General features: G+C 50.7%; 17 protein-coding genes, 2 tRNA genes and 3 rRNA genes. 3 read left to right on the top strand and 19 right to left on the bottom strand.

Annotation, left to right across the window (positions count from 1 at the left end; all coding sequences use genetic code 11):
• Nucleotides 1–61: 61 nt before the first annotated feature.
• The 7 genes from fmt to PJU73_RS08530 all read right to left on the bottom strand — a co-directional run bounded on the left by fmt (nt 62) and on the right by PJU73_RS08530 (nt 4,528).
• Nucleotides 62–991 (bottom strand): methionyl-tRNA formyltransferase, encoded by a 930-nt coding sequence (gene fmt / locus PJU73_RS08560; protein ID WP_237091891.1) that lies wholly within the window; start codon nt 989–991, stop codon nt 62–64.
• 191 nt (nt 992–1,182) lie between these two features.
• Nucleotides 1,183–1,686, bottom strand: coding sequence for a peptide deformylase (def, locus tag PJU73_RS08555; protein WP_237091890.1), 504 nt, complete (start codon nt 1,684–1,686; stop codon nt 1,183–1,185).
• Between the two features lie 104 nt (nt 1,687–1,790).
• On the bottom strand, nt 1,791–2,225 hold the full coding sequence (locus PJU73_RS08550; protein WP_237091889.1) for a hypothetical protein: 435 nt from the start codon (nt 2,223–2,225) through the stop codon (nt 1,791–1,793).
• A gap of 41 nt (nt 2,226–2,266) precedes the next feature.
• Entirely contained in the window at nt 2,267–2,920 is a 654-nt protein-coding gene (locus PJU73_RS08545) for a DUF8453 domain-containing protein (RefSeq protein ID WP_237091888.1), read from the bottom strand.
• Between the two features lie 15 nt (nt 2,921–2,935).
• Nucleotides 2,936–3,394: an aspartate carbamoyltransferase regulatory subunit gene (pyrI, locus tag PJU73_RS08540; RefSeq protein WP_237091887.1), complete on the bottom strand. Its 459-nt coding sequence runs from the start codon at nt 3,392–3,394 to the stop codon at nt 2,936–2,938.
• 8 nt (nt 3,395–3,402) lie between these two features.
• Nucleotides 3,403–4,323 carry an aspartate carbamoyltransferase gene (gene pyrB, locus PJU73_RS08535; protein WP_237091886.1) on the bottom strand — a complete coding sequence of 307 codons (921 nt, stop codon included), beginning with the start codon at nt 4,321–4,323 and terminating at the stop codon, nt 3,403–3,405.
• 49 nt (nt 4,324–4,372) lie between these two features.
• Nucleotides 4,373–4,528, bottom strand: a complete 156-nt coding sequence (locus PJU73_RS08530) for a hypothetical protein (protein WP_237091885.1) — start codon at nt 4,526–4,528, stop codon at nt 4,373–4,375.
• 289 nt (nt 4,529–4,817) lie between these two features.
• Here PJU73_RS08530 and PJU73_RS08525 point away from each other — a divergent pair, with 289 nt between their 5' ends.
• Complete coding sequence (locus PJU73_RS08525) at nt 4,818–5,657, top strand: GNAT family N-acetyltransferase (protein ID WP_237091884.1); 840 nt, start codon at nt 4,818–4,820, stop codon at nt 5,655–5,657.
• Nucleotides 5,658–6,417: 760 nt separating this feature from the next.
• On the top strand, nt 6,418–6,558 hold the full coding sequence (locus PJU73_RS08520) for a hypothetical protein (protein WP_237091883.1): 141 nt from the start codon (nt 6,418–6,420) through the stop codon (nt 6,556–6,558).
• A gap of 59 nt (nt 6,559–6,617) precedes the next feature.
• Here the strand turns inward: PJU73_RS08520 and PJU73_RS08515 are convergent, their stop codons facing one another.
• From PJU73_RS08515 to PJU73_RS08460, 12 genes are all read right to left on the bottom strand, one after another.
• Nucleotides 6,618–8,087: an OmpP1/FadL family transporter gene (locus PJU73_RS08515; protein WP_237091882.1), complete on the bottom strand. Its 1,470-nt coding sequence runs from the start codon at nt 8,085–8,087 to the stop codon at nt 6,618–6,620.
• Nucleotides 8,088–8,894: 807 nt separating this feature from the next.
• Nucleotides 8,895–9,182: a ComEA family DNA-binding protein gene (locus PJU73_RS08510; RefSeq protein ID WP_237091492.1), complete on the bottom strand. Its 288-nt coding sequence runs from the start codon at nt 9,180–9,182 to the stop codon at nt 8,895–8,897.
• Between the two features lie 210 nt (nt 9,183–9,392).
• Nucleotides 9,393–9,506: ribosomal RNA gene (gene rrf / locus PJU73_RS08505) — 5S ribosomal RNA — on the bottom strand.
• Between the two features lie 120 nt (nt 9,507–9,626).
• Nucleotides 9,627–12,511: ribosomal RNA gene (locus tag PJU73_RS08500) — 23S ribosomal RNA — on the bottom strand.
• Nucleotides 12,512–12,885: 374 nt separating this feature from the next.
• Nucleotides 12,886–12,961: transfer RNA gene (locus tag PJU73_RS08495), tRNA-Ala, on the bottom strand.
• A 5-nt stretch (nt 12,962–12,966) separates the two neighbouring features.
• Nucleotides 12,967–13,043: transfer RNA gene (locus tag PJU73_RS08490), tRNA-Ile, on the bottom strand.
• 94 nt (nt 13,044–13,137) lie between these two features.
• Nucleotides 13,138–14,678: ribosomal RNA gene (locus tag PJU73_RS08485) — 16S ribosomal RNA — on the bottom strand.
• The 16S, 23S and 5S rRNA genes sit together here with 2 tRNA genes alongside, the layout of an rRNA operon.
• A gap of 493 nt (nt 14,679–15,171) precedes the next feature.
• On the bottom strand, nt 15,172–15,588 hold the full coding sequence (gene dksA, locus PJU73_RS08480; RefSeq protein ID WP_237091795.1) for an RNA polymerase-binding protein DksA: 417 nt from the start codon (nt 15,586–15,588) through the stop codon (nt 15,172–15,174).
• A gap of 197 nt (nt 15,589–15,785) precedes the next feature.
• On the bottom strand, nt 15,786–16,343 hold the full coding sequence (locus PJU73_RS08475; RefSeq protein WP_237091794.1) for a YggT family protein: 558 nt from the start codon (nt 16,341–16,343) through the stop codon (nt 15,786–15,788).
• 2 nt (nt 16,344–16,345) lie between these two features.
• Complete coding sequence (gene proC, locus PJU73_RS08470) at nt 16,346–17,143, bottom strand: pyrroline-5-carboxylate reductase (protein ID WP_237091793.1); 798 nt, start codon at nt 17,141–17,143, stop codon at nt 16,346–16,348.
• Nucleotides 17,144–17,254: 111 nt separating this feature from the next.
• On the bottom strand, nt 17,255–17,947 hold the full coding sequence (locus tag PJU73_RS08465) for a YggS family pyridoxal phosphate-dependent enzyme (protein ID WP_237091792.1): 693 nt from the start codon (nt 17,945–17,947) through the stop codon (nt 17,255–17,257).
• A gap of 205 nt (nt 17,948–18,152) precedes the next feature.
• Nucleotides 18,153–18,536, bottom strand: coding sequence for a helix-turn-helix domain-containing protein (locus PJU73_RS08460; RefSeq protein WP_237091791.1), 384 nt, complete (start codon nt 18,534–18,536; stop codon nt 18,153–18,155).
• A gap of 162 nt (nt 18,537–18,698) precedes the next feature.
• Here PJU73_RS08460 and PJU73_RS08455 point away from each other — a divergent pair, with 162 nt between their 5' ends.
• Nucleotides 18,699–19,217 carry an opacity family porin gene (locus PJU73_RS08455; protein WP_237091790.1) on the top strand — a complete coding sequence of 173 codons (519 nt, stop codon included), beginning with the start codon at nt 18,699–18,701 and terminating at the stop codon, nt 19,215–19,217.
• The last annotated feature ends 41 nt before the right edge of the window (nt 19,218–19,258 follow it).

Genomic DNA, 19,258 nt, shown 5'->3' with positions numbered 1-19,258 from the left:
CGTTTTCAGACGGCTTCAGCGTTTGTTGCAGACGCTGCACACTGCGTGCAGCAGACACAGCCTAAGCCAAAACTGTTCCGGCTTCAATCGTCCGTCCTGCGGCAAATGCCTGAATAGCCATGCGTTTGCTACCTGCCGGCTGCAATTCGGTAATCTTCAGCGCCGCTTCGCCGCAAGCGACCACCAGCCCTTCGGCGCTGCACGCCAGCACTTCGCCCGCCCTGCCGCTGCCTGCCACAGTTTCGGCACGCCAGATTTTCAGCGGTTTGCCCTGATATTCGACCCATGCGGCGGGTACGGGATTGAATGCCCGAACTTTGCGGGCGATCAGCTCAGCGGCTTCCTGCCAGTTGATGCGGGCCTCTTCTTTGCTGAGTTTTTGGGCATAGCTGACCCCTTCCTGCGGCTGCGGCTCGGATTTCAGACGGCCTTCGGCCTGCAGGCGTTGCAAATCCGCCACAATCGCCGCCGCACCCAAGTTCATCAAGGCATCGTGGACTTCGTTGGCGGTGTCGCCTGCTTTGATGGCATAACGGTGTTCGCTGACCACATTGCCGGTGTCCAAACCGATGTCCATCTGCATAATGCACACGCCGGTTTCGGCATCGCCCGCTTCGATGGCACGCTGTATCGGTGCCGCACCCCGCCAGCGGGGCAACAGCGAGGCGTGGATATTCAGGCAACCGTGCTGCGGCGTGTCCAGCACGTCCTGCGGCAAAATCAGGCCGTAGGCGGCAACCACCATCACATCGGCTTCAACGGCCTGCAACATTGCCAACGCTTCGGTATTGTTGCGCAGTTTTTCGGGCTGTTCGACCCGCAGACCGAGCGCCTGCGCCGCCTGTTTGACGGGCGAAGCCTGCAACTGCATACCCCGTCCTTTGGGACGGTCGGGTTGGGTCAGCACCAGCGGAATTTCAAATCCGGCGGCGGCAATGGCATTGAGAGCGGCCGCTGCAAAATCGGGCGTACCGGCAAAAATAACTTTCATGGAATCTACTTTCTGTGTTTTTCAGACGGCCTCTGCCGCACCATACGGCCAATTATAGCCAAATCAGACGAAAACCGTCACGCCGCATACTGTGTGCGGTTGGTTTCGGCAACAAAAACAATCATGCCGTCTGAAAATGCGACAGCAGTTTTCAGACGGCATGATGGTGAATGGACAAACGCCCAATCGTTTTACATACTCTGTTTTTGGCGTTTTTTCAGTTTGGTTTTAATCCGGCCCTGTTTGAGTTGCGACAGGTGTTCGACAAACACGATGCCCATCAGGTGATCCAGTTCGTGCTGGATACAGATGGCGAGCAGGCCGTCGGCTTCGAGAGTGAATTTTTCGCCTTTTTCGTTGAGGGCTTCGACTTTGACCCGCTCGGCACGGGTAACGGTGTCGTAAATGCCGGGAACGGACAGACAACCTTCTTCGTAGGTGGTTTCGCCGTCTTTTTCGACAATCACGGGATTGATGAAGACGCGCGGTTCGTTGCGGTTTTCGCTCAAATCCATCACCACGATGCGTTCGTGTACGTCAATCTGCGTTGCTGCCAAGCCGATGCCGTGGGCTTCGTACATGGTTTCAAACATGTCGGCAACCAGCGTCTGAATGCGTTCATCGACTTTTTCAACCGGTTTGGCAACGGTGTGCAGCCGCTCGTCGGGATATTGGAGGATGTTTAACAATGCCATAGTTTGTCTGTCTCGTTTTGAATGTGTGAATGTGAATGGGGCTATTTTATACAATTTTTCGGCACTATGCCGACTTGCGTGCCTATCGCTGCCATTTGGCGGTTTTATCGGCGCAGGGAATCTACCCGAAACGGTAGAAACGATAAATCCATAATGTATGCCTGCGGGTGCGACCAATCAACGGTTACGCTGACGGTGTCGCCCAAATAGGGCTGCGGATCGGTGGTCATCGGCGGGCTGACAAACTGCTGTATCTGCCCGTTGTCGGGGCGCGGGGCGACGGCGAGGATTTCGTATTTGTCGCCGCCGACATCGCCGCCGACGTTCCAATGCCGCACTTCCTGCACCGCTGCCTGAATTTCCACGCCCTGCGACAGGGCAAGCTGTCCGCCTTCGTACTTCGGCCACAACACAAAATACACCAGTGCGCCCATCACCAGCGCCAACACGCCGGTAATCGGATTGGGGGCGACAAAGGTGGCAATCAGCAGGGCGAGGGTGAAGACGATGGCAATCACTATGGTGGTCAGGGTAATCATAAACGTTCCTTTTTCAGACGGCCTGTAGCGGACACAATGCCTTAGAAAATATTGAAGGTGCGGCGGGGTTTGGGCTGCAGTGCGGCGGCAAGGCCGTTGAGCAGTGCCAAATCCAAAACGGTTTCGGAAGTTTGCGCTTCGCCGAAAATATTGTCGTATGCAAACACGACTTTCAAGGTGCCGTCAAAAGCCTGACCGTTCAATCCGTCAAGCAGTGTCCGAATATCGCCGAATATTTCGGCATAGTCTTCGCCTGCCGCCAGTTGCGCCATGCCCTTGGTCAGCGGCAAATCCTGCAGTGCGGCGAATAGAGTGGCGGCGGCCGGGCTGTCGGCCTGCGGCTCGATGTTCAGACGGATATTGTTTGCCGCACCTTTGCCCTGATTGCACACGGCGAACAGCAGTTTTTCGGGTGCTTCCCGGTTATAACGCATTTCGGCATACAGCAGCGGGCGGACGTTTTCCCGTTCCAGCTTCATGGCGTGTTCGTCCTGCCATTGGCGGCGGCGGATAAAAGCAGCGGCAAGGGCATACGCCAGCCACACGGCGCTGAGTGCTGCCAGCGTTGTCAAGACCGGAAGGTTTTGTTCGGGCGTATTGCGGGGTAAAAACCACCAATAGGCCGTCTGAAAACCGATGAAAAAGATAAGGACATAGAGCGCCGGTGTGAATATCCGGCGAAATATTGAATACATGGCTGCTCCTGCGGCTTATGCTTCGGTAACCGAATCCCGTGAGAAGGTTTTTTCGCAATAATGGCATTTCAGGCGGGTTTGCCCGTGCTGTTTTTTGACATAAAAACGGCTCTGCACCGGCTCGCTGAGGCTGGCGCAGTTGCTGTTGGGGCAACGGAACACGGCCCGGATTTCGTCGGGCATGGTCAGATGGCGTTTGTCCACCACTTGAAAGCGGTCGATGGTATTGACCACGGCTTCGGGGGCAAACAGTGCCAAACGGTTGGCGGCGGCATCGTCCAGCGTTACGCCGGAAATTTTGATGATGTCTTTGCTGCCCTGCGTTTTACTCGGTAGGTTGAAACCGACGGTTACGGCGCTGCCGTAGTGCAGCAGTTTGAACTGGCGCAAAATCGCCAAGCCTTTGCCGGCGGGAATATGGTCGATTACGGTACCGTTTTCAATCGCTTCGACACTGTATTGTTTTTTTTCCATTTTGTTCCTCACACTTCTTCGTTCAACACCAGTGAAAGCATCGCCATGCGGGCATAAACGCCGTTGGTCGCCTGCTCGAAATAGTAGGCATAGGGCGTAGCGTCCACATCAGGATGGATTTCGTCCACCCTCGGCAAGGGGTGCAGCACCCGCAGATTTGGTTTGGCACCGGCAAGCATGGCGGCATTCAGGTTGAATTTGCCTTGGATTTTGGCAAATTCCTGCTCGTCGAAGCGTTCCCGCTGCACACGGGTCATGTAGAGAATATCCGCCCATTGCGCCGCTTCTTCCAGCGAAGAAAAGACCTGATGGCGGCAACCGGCTTCGTCCAATTCTTCGGTAATGTATTCGGGCATGGCCAAGCTCGGCGGCGACACAAAGGCAAATTCGCAGCCCCAGCGTTTCAGCGCCTGACACAGCGAATGCACGGTGCGGCCGTATTTCAAATCGCCGCACATGGCGATTTTGAGCTGATTCAGACGGCCTTGGGTTTCGTAAATCGTAACCAAATCCAACAAAGTCTGGCTCGGGTGCTGGTTGGTGCCGTCGCCCGCATTAATCACCGGCACGGAAGAAAATTCCGCCGTAATGCGGGCGGCACCGTCTTTCGGGTGGCGCTGGATAATCGCATCGGTGTAGCTGGAAATAATCCGTGCCGTATCCGCCAGCGTTTCGCCTTTTTTGGCACTGGTATTGGCGCCGTCTGAAAAACCGATCACCTTGCCGCCCAAACGCTGCACCGCCGTTTCAAACGACAGCCGCGTGCGGGTGGACGGCTCGAAAAAACACGAACCGATTAATTTTCCCGCCAGCAAATCATCGCGCGGCGAGGCTTTCAGTTTCAATGCCGTATCGAGCAGCAATTCCAACTGTTCGGTCGTCAAATCCGACACCGAAATCACATTTTGGCGGTAAAGCAGATTGGCCATACGTTTGTTCTCCCATAAAAAAACCGCCCTCATCACAGGCGGAACGACATCAAAACGACCACGCTGCCGACAGCGGCGGAAACTGAAAATCGGGCGCAGACAGCTTGGTGCAGAAGCCGAAACCCGTGTTTTCCGCACCCGCAAACCGGCGCAGCAGGGCAACCCGACATTTCGGCGAATCGTTTCGTTCACCCCAAATCAACATTCATCACCGCCGCAGACGCAGCGGTTTTTAATCCCCCCGATTATCGCATGTTTTCAGAACGGATAAAATCAATTTTCAAACCCATCAGGCCGTCTGAAAACGAGCGCAGCGAGTTTCTGCGAAGCTAAAACCGCCACCGCCGCAGAAAAATTTTACCGCCCGCCTCATCCGCCGCCGAAGACCGTATGAAAAATACCGCAAGACCCGCCAGCGCCGTACTATATTATTTTAAAGTGAATTCACTATCAGGTATAATAAGCCTGATATATCCTTATGTTCAGGAACACCCATGCTAGTCTGCAATCCCTACGAAGTCGTTATTCACGGCACCACTTCAGCCGGCAAAGTATTCCGCCCGAGCGACTGGGCCGAACGGTTGTGCGGCATTTTGTCCTCGTTCGACAAAGGCAACCGCCTGTCCTACTCCAAATGGGTGCGCCCGATTTTGGTCGATAAAGTCCGCTGCGTCGCCGTGGATAAAGAACTGGAAACCGTCAATCCGCCGATGTTCCGCTTCCTGATGGACTTCGCCGCCGACAACGATTTGCGGGTCATCGACTGCAAAGCCCTGCTCGAAGAACGCAGCAACCAAGCCGAAATCGAAGACGAGCAAGTGCCGCTGGCAAAAGCCATTGAAGACAAACACGCCGCCGAACAAACACCGGCTGCTGCACCGGCCGCCGCCGGCGTATTGCGCGAAATCCTGCCCGAAGAAACCGCCACCGCCTTCGCCGCCCTGAGCATCCTGCGTTCTTCACTCACCGACATCAACCGCTTTGTCGAACAAATCAACACCCGCCAACGCCCCGCCGGCTACCGCCTGCTCGGCATTTTTGAAGAAGGCAAACACAACGCCGTCGCCGTGTGCGGTTTCCACGAAACCTACAACCTCGCCAGCGGCCACCATATCCACATCGACGACATCGTAACCATGCCGCAAAGCCGTCTGAAAGGCTACGCCTCCCGCTTGTTGGCGGAAGTGCGCAAAATCGCCGCCGAAACCGGTGCCAGCAAAATTCATCTCAACGTCCACGTCCATCAAGACCGTGCCGATGCCCACCGCCTGTATTTCAAAAACGGCTTTGAAATCAGCGCCTACCATTTCCGCAGCGACCCCAAAGCGTCCTGATTGCTGAAAAACATGGCGAAGCCGTCTGAAAATCGGGTTTTCAGACGGCTTCTTTATCCGGCTTACAATCATCTAACCAGCAAACACCTCTTCCAAAACACCTTGCAGGCTGGAAATATATAGTTAAAACACCGAATTTTCTGTACAAATCGGCAAGCTAAGTTGGTTCACCTGCACTTTGTTCCCCGTCCCGCTGGCGGGAAGGGGTTAGGGGAAGGGTGGCTCGCTGTGGTGTCATATTTTTTTGGTTGATTTACTATAGTGAAATAACCTCAAAGCAATACAAGGCGGCAAGCCGCAGACAGTATGAGTAATACGGGACAGGTTTTATCTGGATGGTCGTTTCATCCGGTTATAAAACCGTCCTCTTTGAGCCGAGCGAAGCCAACGCTGTAGTGCTTTGAGGTTATTTCACTATAATATTTTGAAAAACTTAACCTGCCGCCCCATTTCAAATCCCATATCTTTTGGGTAAGCTATGGTTAATTAACCAAAAAATATTACAACCCAAGTGAACCACCCTTCCCGCCAACGGGACGGGAAACGGTGTGTAGCGTGCTTGCCAGAGTATGTACGTGTTCTTTACATTCCACATGAATGCCGTCTGAAAACGAGCAAAGCGAGTTTCTGCGCAGCTAACCACCGTAGGTTTTGCTAAAATCGGGAAAGGTGGTTTGCGGTATCCTATCTTTTCGGTTCATTCACTATAGCGGGTTCGCTTTAAAAGGTTTTAAAGTGAATTCACGATAAAGGTTCAATAATGAAATACATTACCCTAATCCTACTGACCACCCTGCTTGCCGCCTGCAGCGGCGGTTTCTCAGGAAAAAGCCATTCGGAGCTGTACGGCCAAATCAGTACCGGCATCGAAAGCAGCCGTACTACTATCGGCGGTCAATAAAAGACACAAACAAGCCGTCTGAAAATTGGGTTTTCAGACGGCTTGTTGGGTGTGCTCAATTAGAATTTATAGGTATATTGCAGGCCGACAATATTGGCATAATTGTTGAATTTCGCACTGCCCGTACCTTTACTGTCCACATTGTCCCCTGTCGAAGCAGTGGCCGAGAAGGTGGTGTCGTTGATATGGATATGGCTGTATGCGACATCGAAGACGTGATTTTTAGCCGGTTGGTATTTAGCACCAATCGAGTACCAGATACGGTTGCCGTCAGGCAAGGTATTCAGACGGCTTGACGCACCCCGCACCGGGCTTTGGTCAAACGCAATACCGGCACGCAGTTGCAAAGGTTCGCTGTATTGGTAAGAACCGCCGAACGCTACTTTATAAGTATTGCGCCAGTTTGGGGTAATAATGGTACGGTCGGATTTTTTTCCACTACCAATATTTTTTTCATTTTCAAACACCAACTCTGCACGGTTAAAGCGGCTGTGGCGTGTCCAAGTTACATCGCCGAACAGATTCAGCTTGTCGGTAGCTTTATACATTCCGTGTACCGACAAAGACTCAGGCGTAACGATTTTTACGCTGGCTTTTTCATGTGGGACATAGCCTCTGCCTTCAAGCGGAGTTCCTTTATTGATGGTTGTCGGCTGACCGATTACAGCATCATACAATGATTTTCCGCCCAATAAAGGATTAGGATTAGCTGTCGCCACTGCAGGTCCGTCTGCATACCAGTTCGCCGTACCTTTCAAATTATGTTCAACTTTAGAACGGTAATTTACGCCGACACGGGTTTGATCGTTAATATCCCACAACCAGCCCAGTTGGTAACCGAAGCCCCAATCGTTGCCTTTGACTTTTGCATGGCCGTCTGCTTCCCCAGTAACATCTCGACCAACCACCGCACTTACCGAACCTGTAGCATCCCAATCCGCATATTTACGCAATTCTGCAGACGAATATTGGGCAATCGCACCCACGCCGACAGCGTGTTGAGGATTGATTTTAAATGATACCACCGGCTCTACGGCAACAGTCGTCAAGCCCAGTTGGTTCAAATGATGGCGCAGCACCGAATTTTCGCTATACTCGGTTGAGGAAGCAAACGGTACATACACGCCCAAACCCAAGGTTACATCATCATTGATTTTGTGCGCGCCGTAAATATGCGGTGCAGCCACAACATCTTTGGTAATTTTGCCGCTCGTTTCCGCAGCATTGCCTTTACTGTCGGTCGTTATCGGTGCATTGGTACGGAACGAATTATCACGGTATGTTGCTTTCGCATCACTGTATCTGATATGTGGCGCAACCAGATTGAGACTTGCCGTAATCTGATCACTGTCCAGCTTGGCCAAGCCCGCAGGGTTGGAGAAAATGGTCGTTGCGTCAGCCGCTTCCGCTGCTGATGAGTTGGCCGTACTCTGCGCCGTTACCGACTGCGTACCAAAATGATAACCGGAAGCATGAGCCAAATGGGCAACAAACAGCCCCGATACTAAAACTGTAATTTTTTTCAACATATTTACGCTATTCTATTCAATGGGTTTAAATTCCGTGAACCACTGCACAAGCAGATACTGCTTTACCGCAATCGGTATCACACCAAGCCGTCTGAAAACAAAACGTCATAATTAGTGTAGGTACTCAATTCTATATGAGAACCTACACTTTTCCTAGTATTTCTGCTCTTTTTTTGACATTTTTCGGTAGAAAATACAATTTGACTTGGTGGAAATCCGAAATTTATTAGCCCAAATACTTGTCGCACTATTTTTCTGTCTGCTGCAAAAATTCCTGTTGGCGAAGATTTTTGGCGTGTTGATTTAATCAGTACAACCCACAGGCTTTTTTAAGGAATAAAGAGCGTATTACTATAGTGAATTAACCTAATAATTCATACGGTTTTTAAACAGTGCGTAGGTTGGGTCGAGACCCAACATTAATTTAAAAACCTTGAAACATAAGATTTGTTTGGGTTACGCTCGTGCCTCGCTAACCACTACCTACGCCTGCTTTTGTATGGAAAATTCGGTGTTCTAACTATAGTAAATCAACCAAAAATATGACACGACAACGAGCCACCCTTCCCCTAGCCCCTTCCCGCCAGCGGGACGGGGAGCAAAGTGCAGATGAACCAACTTAGCTTGTTGCCCACCATATATTCCGACCGTCATTAGTTTGCCGATTTGTACAGAAAATTCGGTGTTTTAACTATGTATCGTTTTCCAGACGGCCCCCTTTGTGGCAACGCAAAGCCGCCCGGGCTGTATAGTCCGAACGGCTTTACATTACGGTTTTATGTAGCGGCGTTTACCCCGCCACCCTTCCTACTTTTTCAAAGCAGGGCCGGCCTTTTTAGCAGGCGGGGTGGAAGTAACGGCCTCCCCTTTCAGCTTCGAGAAGATGCCCTCCCCGATGCCTTTGACGTTTTTCAGCTCTTCGGGGGATTTGAACGCACCGTTGAGTTTGCGGTACTCTACAATGGCTTTTGCTTTGGCCGGGCCGATGCCGGGTAAGGCAGTCAGTTCGGTTTCGGAAGCGGTGTTGATGTTGACGGCTGCGGCGGCAAATGCGGTGGCAAGCATCAGTGCGGCTGCGGTAAGCAGTTTTTTCATGGTTTTTCTCCTTTGTGTGGGTTGTTTTGATTTGATGATACGGATTTTTTTGCAGCGGTTCAAGTGTGGTGGGTTGTTTTGATTTGATGATACGGATTTTTTTGCAGCGGTTCAAGTTTTGGTGATGGGTTTTGGGGATTTGCTGTATCGTTTTGAGTGTTTATCAAATGAAGTAAGCCCCCGAGGAATCCTCAGGGGCTTGGAATGGGTGTTTGGCGGTGACCTACTTTCACATGGAAGAACCATACTATCATCGGCGCTGAGTCGTTTCACGGTCCTGTTCGGGATGGGAAGGCGTGGGACCAACTCGCTATGGCCGCCAAACTTAAACTGTACAAATTGTTAAGCCGTTATGCAGTTTCCTGCAGTTATTTATTGTTTAATCAACTGTTGGTGATGATTGAATCATCAGTAAGCTTTTATCTTTGAAGTTCTTCAAATGATAGAGTCAAGCCTCACGAGCAATTAGTATGGGTTAGCTTCATGCGTTACCGCACTTCCACACCCCACCTATCAACGTCCTGGTCTCGAACGACTCTTTAGGAGGATTAAATCCTCAGGGAAGTCTCATCTTCAGGCGAGTTTCGCGCTTAGATGCTTTCAGCGCTTATCTCTTCCGAACTTAGCTACCCGGCGATGCGACTGGCGTCACAACCGGTACACCAGAGGTTCGTCCACTCCGGTCCTCTCGTACTAGGAGCAGCCCCCGTCAAACTTCCAACGCCCACTGCAGATAGGGACCAAACTGTCTCACGACGTTTTAAACCCAGCTCACGTACCACTTTAAATGGCGAACAGCCATACCCTTGGGACCGACTACAGCCCCAGGATGTGATGAGCCGACATCGAGGTGCCAAACTCCGCCGTCGATATGAACTCTTGGGCGGAATCAGCCTGTTATCCCCGGAGTACCTTTTATCCGTTGAGCGATGGCCCTTCCATACAGAACCACCGGATCACTATGTCCTGCTTTCGCACCTGCTCGACTTGTCGGTCTCGCAGTTAAGCTACCTTTTGCCATTGCACTATCAGTCCGATTTCCGACCGGACCTAGGTAACCTTCGAACTCCTCCGTTACTCTTTGGGAGGAGACCGCCCCAGTCAAACTGCCTACCATGCACGGTCCCCGATCCGGATTACGGACCTGGGTTAGAACCTCAAAGACACCAGGGTGGTATTTCAAGGACGGCTCCACAGAGACTGGCGTCTCTGCTTCTAAGCCTCCCACCTATCCTACACAAGTGACTTCAAAGTCCAATGCAAAGCTACAGTAAAGGTTCACGGGGTCTTTCCGTCTAGCAGCGGGTAGATTGCATCTTCACAACCACTTCAACTTCGCTGAGTCTCGGGAGGAGACAGTGTGGCCATCGTTACGCCATTCGTGCGGGTCGGAACTTACCCGACAAGGAATTTCGCTACCTTAGGACCGTTATAGTTACGGCCGCCGTTTACTGGGGCTTCGATCCGATGCTCTCACATCTTCAATTAACCTTCCAGCACCGGGCAGGCGTCACACCCTATACGTCCACTTTCGTGTTAGCAGAGTGCTGTGTTTTTAATAAACAGTCGCAGCCACCTATTCTCTGCGACCCTCCAATGCTTACGCCGCAAGGGCTTAACATCGAAGGGCATACCTTCTCCCGAAGTTACGGTATCAATTTGCCGAGTTCCTTCTCCCGAGTTCTCTCAAGCGCCTTAGAATTCTCATCCTGCCCACCTGTGTCGGTTTGCGGTACGGTTCTGATTCAACTGAAGCTTAGTGGCTTTTCCTGGAAGCGTGGTATCGGTTACTTCGTGTCCGTAGACACTCGTCATCACTTCTCGGTGTTATGAAGACCCGGATTTGCCTAAGTCTTCCACCTACCGGCTTAAACAAACTATTCCAACAGTTTGCTAACCTAACCTTCTCCGTCCCCACATCGCATTGAATCAAAGTACAGGAATATTAACCTGTTTCCCATCGACTACGCATTTCTGCCTCGCCTTAGGGGCCGACTCACCCTACGCCGATGAACGTTGCGTAGGAAACCTTGGGCTTTCGGCGAGCGGGCTTTTCACCCGCTTTATCGCTACTCATGTCAACATTCGCACTTCTGATACCTCCAGCACACTTTACAATGCACCTTCTTCGGCCTACAGAACGCTCCCCTACCATACCTTACGGTATCCGCAGCTTCGGTTATAGATTTGAGCCCCGTTACATCTTCCGCGCAGGACGACTCGACCAGTGAGCTATTACGCTTTCTTTAAATGATGGCTGCTTCTAAGCCAACATCCTGGCTGTCTGGGCCTTCCCACTTCGTTTACCACTTAATCTATCATTTGGGACCTTAGCTGGCGGTCTGGGTTGTTTCCCTCTTGACAACGGACGTTAGCACCCGCTGTCTGTCTCCCGAGGAGCAACTTGATGGTATTCTTAGTTTGCCATGGGTTGGTAAGTTGCAATAACCCCCTAGCCATAACAGTGCTTTACCCCCATCAGTCTCATACTCGAGGCACTACCTAAATAGTTTTCGGGGAGAACCAGCTATCTCCGAGTTTGTTTAGCCTTTCACCCCTATCCACAGCTCATCCCCGCATTTTGCAACATGCGTGGGTTCGGACCTCCAGTGCGTGTTACCGCACCTTCATCCTGGCCATGGATAGATCACTCGGTTTCGGGTCTACACCCAGCAACTAGTCGCCCTATTAAGACTCGGTTTCCCTACGCCTCCCCTATCCGGTTAAGCTCGCTACTGAATGTAAGTCGTTGACCCATTATACAAAAGGTACGCAGTCACACCACAAGGATGCTCCCACTGTTTGTATGCATCAGGTTTCAGGTTCTATTTCACTCCCCTCCCGGGGTTCTTTTCGCCTTTCCCTCACGGTACTGGTTCACTATCGGTCGATGATGAGTATTTAGCCTTGGAGGATGGTCCCCCCATGTTCAGACAGGATTTCTCGTGTCCCGCCCTACTTGTCGTACGCTTAGTACCATTGATGAGATTTCGAATACGGGACTATCACCCACTATGGTCAAGCTTCCCAGCTTGTTCTTCTATCTCAACAATTATTACGTACAGGCTCCTCCGCGTTCGCTCGCCACTACTTGCGGAATCTCGGTTGATTTCTTTTCCTCCGGGTACTTAGATGGTTCAGTTCTCCGGGTTCGCTTCTCTTATCCTATGTATTCAGATAAGGATACACATTGCTGTGTGGGTTTCCCCATTCGGACATCACCGGATCATAGCTTTATTGCCAGCTCCCCGATGCTTTTCGCAGGCTTACACGTCCTTCGTCGCCTATCATCGCCAAGGCATCCACCTGATGCACTTATTCACTTGACTCTATCATTTCAAGAACCTCTTTGACTTCGCTTTGCTCCCGTTGACTAGGAAACTCGGCTTAAGGTTTTTACTTTGATAAAGCTTACTGCTTTGTTGTGTGTTGCTCCTGCCTTTTGTGTTTCAGGAGCAACTCGATACAATCATCACCCAAATACTGTGGTTTACTTCTTGGTAACGTTTAGTGTTTGCAAACATTAAACGTTAAAGTAAACCGACATTGTCTTTGTTTGTTGATTTCGGCTTTCCAATTTGTTAAAGATCGATGCGTTTGATATTGCTATTACTCCGCAAATCAAAATGAGCTGGGCATTCTATCAGCTTCCTATCTTTTGTCAATAGGATTCTGTTTCCCAACTTGCTTTGATTTGTGAAGTTGGTGGAGGCAAACGGGATCGAACCGATGACCCCCTGCTTGCAAAGCAGGTGCTCTACCAACTGAGCTATGCCCCCATTCTTGGTGGGTCTGGGAGGACTTGAACCTCCGACCCCACGCTTATCAAGCGTGTGCTCTAACCAGCTGAGCTACAAACCCAGATTTAACTCTTAAGCCTTCACTCAAGTGTTATCCGCATCTCTATCTACAGTTTACCGATAAGTGTGAGTGCTTAAAGCCTCTTCTTCTCTAGAAAGGAGGTGATCCAGCCGCAGGTTCCCCTACGGCTACCTTGTTACGACTTCACCCCAGTCATGAAGCATACCGTGGTAAGCGGCCTCCTTGCGGTTAGCCTACCTACTTCTGGTATCCCCCACTCCCATGGTGTGACGGGCGGTGTGTACAAGACCCGGGAACGTATTCACCGCAGTATGCTGACCTGCGATTACTAGCGATTCCGACTTCATGCACTCGAGTTGCAGAGTGCAATCCGGACTACGATCGGTTTTGTGAGATTGGCTCCACCTCGCGGCTTGGCTACCCTCTGTACCGACCATTGTATGACGTGTGAAGCCCTGGTCATAAGGGCCATGAGGACTTGACGTCATCCCCACCTTCCTCCGGCTTGTCACCGGCAGTCTCATTAGAGTGCCCAACTTAATGATGGCAACTAATGACAAGGGTTGCGCTCGTTGCGGGACTTAACCCAACATCTCACGACACGAGCTGACGACAGCCATGCAGCACCTGTGTTACGGCTCCCGAAGGCACTCCTCCGTCTCTGGAGGATTCCGTACATGTCAAGACCAGGTAAGGTTCTTCGCGTTGCATCGAATTAATCCACATCATCCACCGCTTGTGCGGGTCCCCGTCAATTCCTTTGAGTTTTAATCTTGCGACCGTACTCCCCAGGCGGTCAATTTCACGCGTTAGCTACGCTACTAAGCAATCAAGTTGCCCAACAGCTAATTGACATCGTTTAGGGCGTGGACTACCAGGGTATCTAATCCTGTTTGCTACCCACGCTTTCGAGCATGAACGTCAGTGTTATCCCAGGGGGCTGCCTTCGCCATCGGTATTCCTCCACATCTCTACGCATTTCACTGCTACACGTGGAATTCTACCCCCCTCTGACACACTCTAGTCAGCCAGTTCAAAACGCAGTTCCCAGGTTGAGCCCGGGGATTTCACATCTTGCTTAACTAACCGTCTGCGCTCGCTTTACGCCCAGTAATTCCGATTAACGCTCGCACCCTACGTATTACCGCGGCTGCTGGCACGTAGTTAGCCGGTGCTTATTCTTCAGGTACCGTCATATGCAGTCGATATTAGCAACTGCCCTTTCTTCCCTGACAAAAGTACTTTACAACCCGAAGGCCTTCTTCATACACGCGGCATGGCTGGATCAGGCTTGCGCCCATTGTCCAAAATTCCCCACTGCTGCCTCCCGTAGGAGTCTGGGCCGTGTCTCAGTCCCAGTGTGGCGGATCATCCTCTCAGACCCGCTACTGATCGTCGCCTTGGTAGGCCTTTACCCCACCAACTAGCTAATCAGATATTGGCCGCTCGAATAACGCAAGGCCCGAAGGTCCCCTGCTTTCCTCCTCAGAGCGTATGCGGTATTAGCTAATCTTTCGATTAGTTATCCCCCATTACTCGGTACGTTCCAATATGTTACTCACCCGTTCGCCACTCGCCACCCAAGAAGCAAGCTTCTCTGTGCTGCCGTCCGACTTGCATGTGTAAAGCATGCCGCCAGCGTTCAATCTGAGCCAGGATCAAACTCTTATGTTTAATCTCTAACTTTTTTAACTTCTGGTCTGCTTCAAAGAAACTGACAAGTCAATGTTAAAACATTTGTCTTGTCTGTCTTTTCAACAGTGTGAGGCTTTATGCACTCACACTTATCGGTAATCTGTCTGTTAAAGAGCGAAAACGAATTATCAGACTATTTTTCTTCGCTGTCAACTTTTTTCATCGAAATCTCTTTCAATCAATCCAGCCAACTGCTATAATCTTCTGTTCGTCTTTTTCTTCACCGCCGAAGCAGCGAAGAACCGAACTATACCCCTCATCCCCAAACCAGTCAACACTGAAATTCGACTTTTCGCAGACAAAATTAGCAAATCACTATTCCTAAAGGAAATTTTGTTTGAAGATTTTTGAAGTTTTTTCTGAAAAACGAAATTCCCCTCTGCTCTAAATCAAACAGTAAAACTTAGGCCGTCTGAAAATCGGGTTTTTCAGACGGCCTTGGTATATTTTTATTTGAACAGTGAATCCGCAATCAGTCGGCAAACTGTTTTTTCATTTGCTCCCGACGCTCTTGGGCTTCTACCGACAGGGTGGCGGTCGGGCGGGCGAGCAGGCGTTTGAGGCCGATGGGTTCGCCGGTGTCGGCGCAGAAGCCGTAGTCGCCTTCGTCAATGCGGCGGATGGTCGCTTGTACTTTGCTGAGCAGTTTGCGTTCGCGATCGCGGGTGCGCAGTTCTAAGGCGTATTCTTCTTCCTGTGTGGCACGATCGGCGGGATCGGGGGCGGATTCGTGTTCCTGCAGGTGTCCGGTGGTCACGTTGGCGTTCTCAATCAATTCCTCCTGCATTTTGACCAGCAGTTCTCGGAAGAAGGCTAATTGATCGCTGTTCATGTAGTCGTCTTCCGGGCCGTTCCAGTTCAAAATGTCTTGTTCTGTCAGCTTTGCCATGATGATTTCTTTCATTCTGTTTTATATTGAAATATACAAAGTTGCTTGGTTTTCCGTAACCTGCGGCGGTTTTTCGCTCGGGCGGGGTTACGAAATGGCGCATAATAACATGATTTTTTTGCGGCTCTAAGGTTTATCTGCTGATTTTCAATTTTTTTCATTTGCGGCTGACACCGGTCAAGAAAGACGACGGCGGGTTATTGCAGCAGCCACAGCCCCAAACGGCCGAACAGTTGCGGCAAAACGCTGTTGAGCAGCAGCCATAGGGCCAACACCAGCGGTGTGGCGGAAAAGTCGTAGCGGCCGACCCGCATAAAGGCGAAGGGTTTGAGCAGCGGCTGATAGATTTTATGCAGGGCGGCGACCAGTGGATCGTATGGATTGCGGATACTCGCCACCATGCGGATCACCAAACCGATCAGTAAAACGTAAATGGCGGCTTTGATGATGTTCAACAGGGAGAAAACGAGGCCTGCACCCAACCAAATGCTGTTCCAAGCCCAGCCTTGATAGCAGCCGATCAGGACATTGGCGATGAAGATGAAATAATAGGACAGAAATGCGGCGGCGACACAGGCAACGTCCCAACGGCCGGCGGCGGGTTCGTGGCGGCGCAACAGGCGCAGCGGCCGTTCGGTAAACCGTTTGCAAAATTGCGCCAACGGATATTGTCCGGCACGGATTTTGTGCAGCAGACAGCGTCCCAGACACAAAATGGCGAACACGTCCGCCAATAAATAGAAGAATGGCTGCATTTTCAGACGGCCTCAAACTGTTTGCTCATTTCCTGCGAACGTGCCACGCAGGCGGCGACACCTTCGCCGATGGCGGCGGCGACGTTGCGGGCTTCAAAGGTTTGAATCGCTTCGTGGGTCGTGCCGCCTTTGGACGTTACGTTTTGCTGCAACAGGGCAAAATCTTCGCCGCTTTGCGCCGCCAGTGCCACTGCGCCTTGAAACGTTGCCAGACTCAGCGAGCGGGCGGCGGCTTGGTCGAAACCCTGCGCTTGGGCGGCCTGCTGCAAAGCGTTGAGCAGGTAGAACACATACGCCGGACCGCTGCCGCTGATGCCGGTAATATTGTGGATTTGCGCCTCGTCTGCCAGCCATACGGTTTCACCGACAGCTTTCATAATCGTATCGGCCGTTTGGCGGTCGCCCTCGCCGACAGTTTCGGCGGCATACAGCCCCGACACGCCCAAACCGACTTTGCTCGGCGTGTTCGGCATCACCCGCACAATGCGTTTCGTGCCACCCAAATAATGGCTCAAGGTGTCGGTACTCAGTCCCGCCGCCACCGACAGCACCAATGCGCCGCCATGCTGCACATCCCAGCACGCCGCCGCCATGTCCTGCGGTTTGACCGCCAACACCAGCACATCTTGTTCACCCAAAGGTGGAAGTTTTTCCGACACTGCCACGCCCAATTCTGCCGCCAGCCGCTGCCGTTTTTCTTCGCCCCGATTGGCGATATGCACGGCATAGCCGCCCTGCTTGACCAAACCGCCGGCAATCGCCGCCGCCATATTGCCGCCGCCCAAAAAATATACGTTCATGTGGATTGTTCCTCTATTGATGGTTGTCGGAGTGAATCGCAGGCCGTCTGAAAACAGCGTTTCTGCGAAGCTAACTGCGGGTTTTGCCAATGATTAAGCAAAACGCTGTTTTCAGACGGCCTTGCCTGCACCGTAATCCCGTTTGCCAAAAATGGCGCTGCCGATACGCACATGGGTTGCGCCGCATTCGACCGCAATCCGCATATCGCCCGACATGCCCATCGACAACACATCGGCGGCAATGCCCGCCGCCTGCACATCCGCCAGCAACTGCCGCATCATGCCGAACTGCGTACGCAATTCATCATCGCTGCTGTCGGCTTTCGCCACGCACATCAGCCCCCGCACCTCAAGATTGGGCAATTTCGCCACTTCCAATGCCAAGGCAAGCGCCGCTTCGGGTTTTACGCCGTGTTTGGCGGCTTCATCGGCAATGTTCACCTCGATACACACCTGCAGCGGCGGCATCTGCGGCGGCCGCTGCGCACTCAGCCGCTGTGCGGTTTTCAGACGGCCTACGGTATGCACCCAATGCGCCCGTTCGGCAACGAATTTGGTTTTGTTGGACTGAATATCGCCAATCACATGCCACACAATATCGGGCAAATCCACCAGCGTTTCGGTTTTGTCGTACCATTCCTGAATATAGTTTTCGCCGAAATCCCGACAACCAGCGGCATACACCGCCCGAATGTCCTCGGCGGGAAAGGTTTTGCTGACCGCAATCAGCTTCACCCCGCCCGCCTCACCCGCCGCCTGCGCCACTTCCGCCGCAACGTGTCGGTAACTGTCTGCCAAAGACATAGCCCGTTCCTTTATCTTGTCCGTATCATCAATAAAATAAGTAATCTGCCGGGCAATACCGCCCTGTTTCTTTCTGATTTGGTTTGGTTATCAAATCAGTATTTTCCGCAATCGGCTCGTTTTTATTCTTTAACTTAACGCTAAGGCTAAAATTTTTACCTGCTCTTTTAGAAAGATACAGGTAATTTTTTCGTTTTTTTAACTCTTACTTTTCTAAAAGCCGAATAATTTTTTGTAATGATTCAATTTCTTTCTGTTTTTGTTCCAAAAGCTCGTCTTTGTGGGAGAGAATGAGTTTTAATTTTTCCACTTCAACAATCATTGATTCATTGCTGCTGTAATAGTTTGCAGATGTATTATCCCCATTTTCATTCATAAAGAACACAACACCTTTATCTGAATCAATTAAATCCACCACATCAATATTGAAAATCTGGGCAATTTGTACTAATTTGTCATAATGCAATTTGGTTTCGCCACGCTCCAATTTAGCATAACCGCTTAATGACATATTCATCCGGTTTGCCATTTCTTCTTGTGACAGATGATGCAACTCTCGAAACATTCTGATTTTTTCTTTTAATCCCATTTTATCCTCACAATTCGAGCAATTTTAGTGATGAAATCGGCGTGTCATACGCCGTGATTGATACTGGTAGATTGACTTAGGCAAATTTACAATTTCTGCACCTAGTAACCTAGGTATCTGAGTATTGTACACATTTAACCGGTTTTATAAAGGGGCATTATTATGAAAAAATTATTTGTTGTTGCCGTATTAGCGGCATTACCGTTCACTGCAAGTGCTGAAGGCTTTTATGTACAGGGAGATTTAGGAGCATCAAATTTACGCGTTGATACCACAGTAGCAGGAGACTTTCCAAATAAAACCGTATTTGATCAAAAAATTAGTGTTGGATATGATTTTAACCGTTTTCGTGTAGCAGCAGATTATACTCATTTTGGTAACGCCAAATTTAATGATGATTTGAGCATTAAAACTCAATCTTTCGGCGTTACTGGTTTTTATGATTTCCATAATCATTCCAGCTTTACACCTTATGTCGGTTTGCGTTTAGGTTACACTAAAGCCAAACTTAGCGACCCCGATCTTCAAGGTCGTTCTTCAAGCGGTAGTGTTGGCATATTAGGCGGTACTCAAATGAAATTAACGGATACCCTAGGTTTAAACTTAGGGCTGGAATATAACCGACTGGCTTCAGATTTGGGACAATTTGGCGGGAAAGTAGGTTTACGTTATAACTTCTAATTAATAGAAGACTATTTTGTACAGGTCATTATTTTAGGATT

The organism is Neisseria lisongii (assembly GCF_028463985.1).
GTDB classification, from domain to species: domain Bacteria; phylum Pseudomonadota; class Gammaproteobacteria; order Burkholderiales; family Neisseriaceae; genus Neisseria; species Neisseria lisongii.
The sequence above is the reverse complement of the archived record's forward strand: the minus strand, read 5'-3'. Positions and strand labels throughout refer to the sequence as shown.

What these genes read in the sequence shown, in the direction of transcription:
- PJU73_RS08510 (WP_237091492.1), bottom strand. Translation starts at nt 9,182, where the DNA reads ATGAAAAAACTGCTTACCGCAGCCGCACTGATGCTTGCCACCGCATTT.
- PJU73_RS08550 (WP_237091889.1), bottom strand. Translation starts at nt 2,225, where the DNA reads ATGATTACCCTGACCACCATAGTGATTGCCATCGTCTTCACCCTCGCC.
- dksA (WP_237091795.1), bottom strand. Translation starts at nt 15,588, where the DNA reads ATGGCAAAGCTGACAGAACAAGACATTTTGAACTGGAACGGCCCGGAA.
- PJU73_RS08460 (WP_237091791.1), bottom strand. Translation starts at nt 18,536, where the DNA reads ATGGGATTAAAAGAAAAAATCAGAATGTTTCGAGAGTTGCATCATCTG.
- PJU73_RS08530 (WP_237091885.1), bottom strand. Translation starts at nt 4,528, where the DNA reads ATGTTGATTTGGGGTGAACGAAACGATTCGCCGAAATGTCGGGTTGCC.
- PJU73_RS08515 (WP_237091882.1), bottom strand. Translation starts at nt 8,087, where the DNA reads ATGTTGAAAAAAATTACAGTTTTAGTATCGGGGCTGTTTGTTGCCCAT.
- pyrB (WP_237091886.1), bottom strand. Translation starts at nt 4,323, where the DNA reads ATGGCCAATCTGCTTTACCGCCAAAATGTGATTTCGGTGTCGGATTTG.
- PJU73_RS08475 (WP_237091794.1), bottom strand. Translation starts at nt 16,343, where the DNA reads ATGCAGCCATTCTTCTATTTATTGGCGGACGTGTTCGCCATTTTGTGT.
- pyrI (WP_237091887.1), bottom strand. Translation starts at nt 3,394, where the DNA reads ATGGAAAAAAAACAATACAGTGTCGAAGCGATTGAAAACGGTACCGTA.
- proC (WP_237091793.1), bottom strand. Translation starts at nt 17,143, where the DNA reads ATGAACGTATATTTTTTGGGCGGCGGCAATATGGCGGCGGCGATTGCC.
- PJU73_RS08525 (WP_237091884.1), top strand. Translation starts at nt 4,818, where the DNA reads ATGCTAGTCTGCAATCCCTACGAAGTCGTTATTCACGGCACCACTTCA.
- PJU73_RS08520 (WP_237091883.1), top strand. Translation starts at nt 6,418, where the DNA reads ATGAAATACATTACCCTAATCCTACTGACCACCCTGCTTGCCGCCTGC.
- PJU73_RS08465 (WP_237091792.1), bottom strand. Translation starts at nt 17,947, where the DNA reads ATGTCTTTGGCAGACAGTTACCGACACGTTGCGGCGGAAGTGGCGCAG.
- def (WP_237091890.1), bottom strand. Translation starts at nt 1,686, where the DNA reads ATGGCATTGTTAAACATCCTCCAATATCCCGACGAGCGGCTGCACACC.
- PJU73_RS08455 (WP_237091790.1), top strand. Translation starts at nt 18,699, where the DNA reads ATGAAAAAATTATTTGTTGTTGCCGTATTAGCGGCATTACCGTTCACT.
- fmt (WP_237091891.1), bottom strand. Translation starts at nt 991, where the DNA reads ATGAAAGTTATTTTTGCCGGTACGCCCGATTTTGCAGCGGCCGCTCTC.
- PJU73_RS08545 (WP_237091888.1), bottom strand. Translation starts at nt 2,920, where the DNA reads ATGTATTCAATATTTCGCCGGATATTCACACCGGCGCTCTATGTCCTT.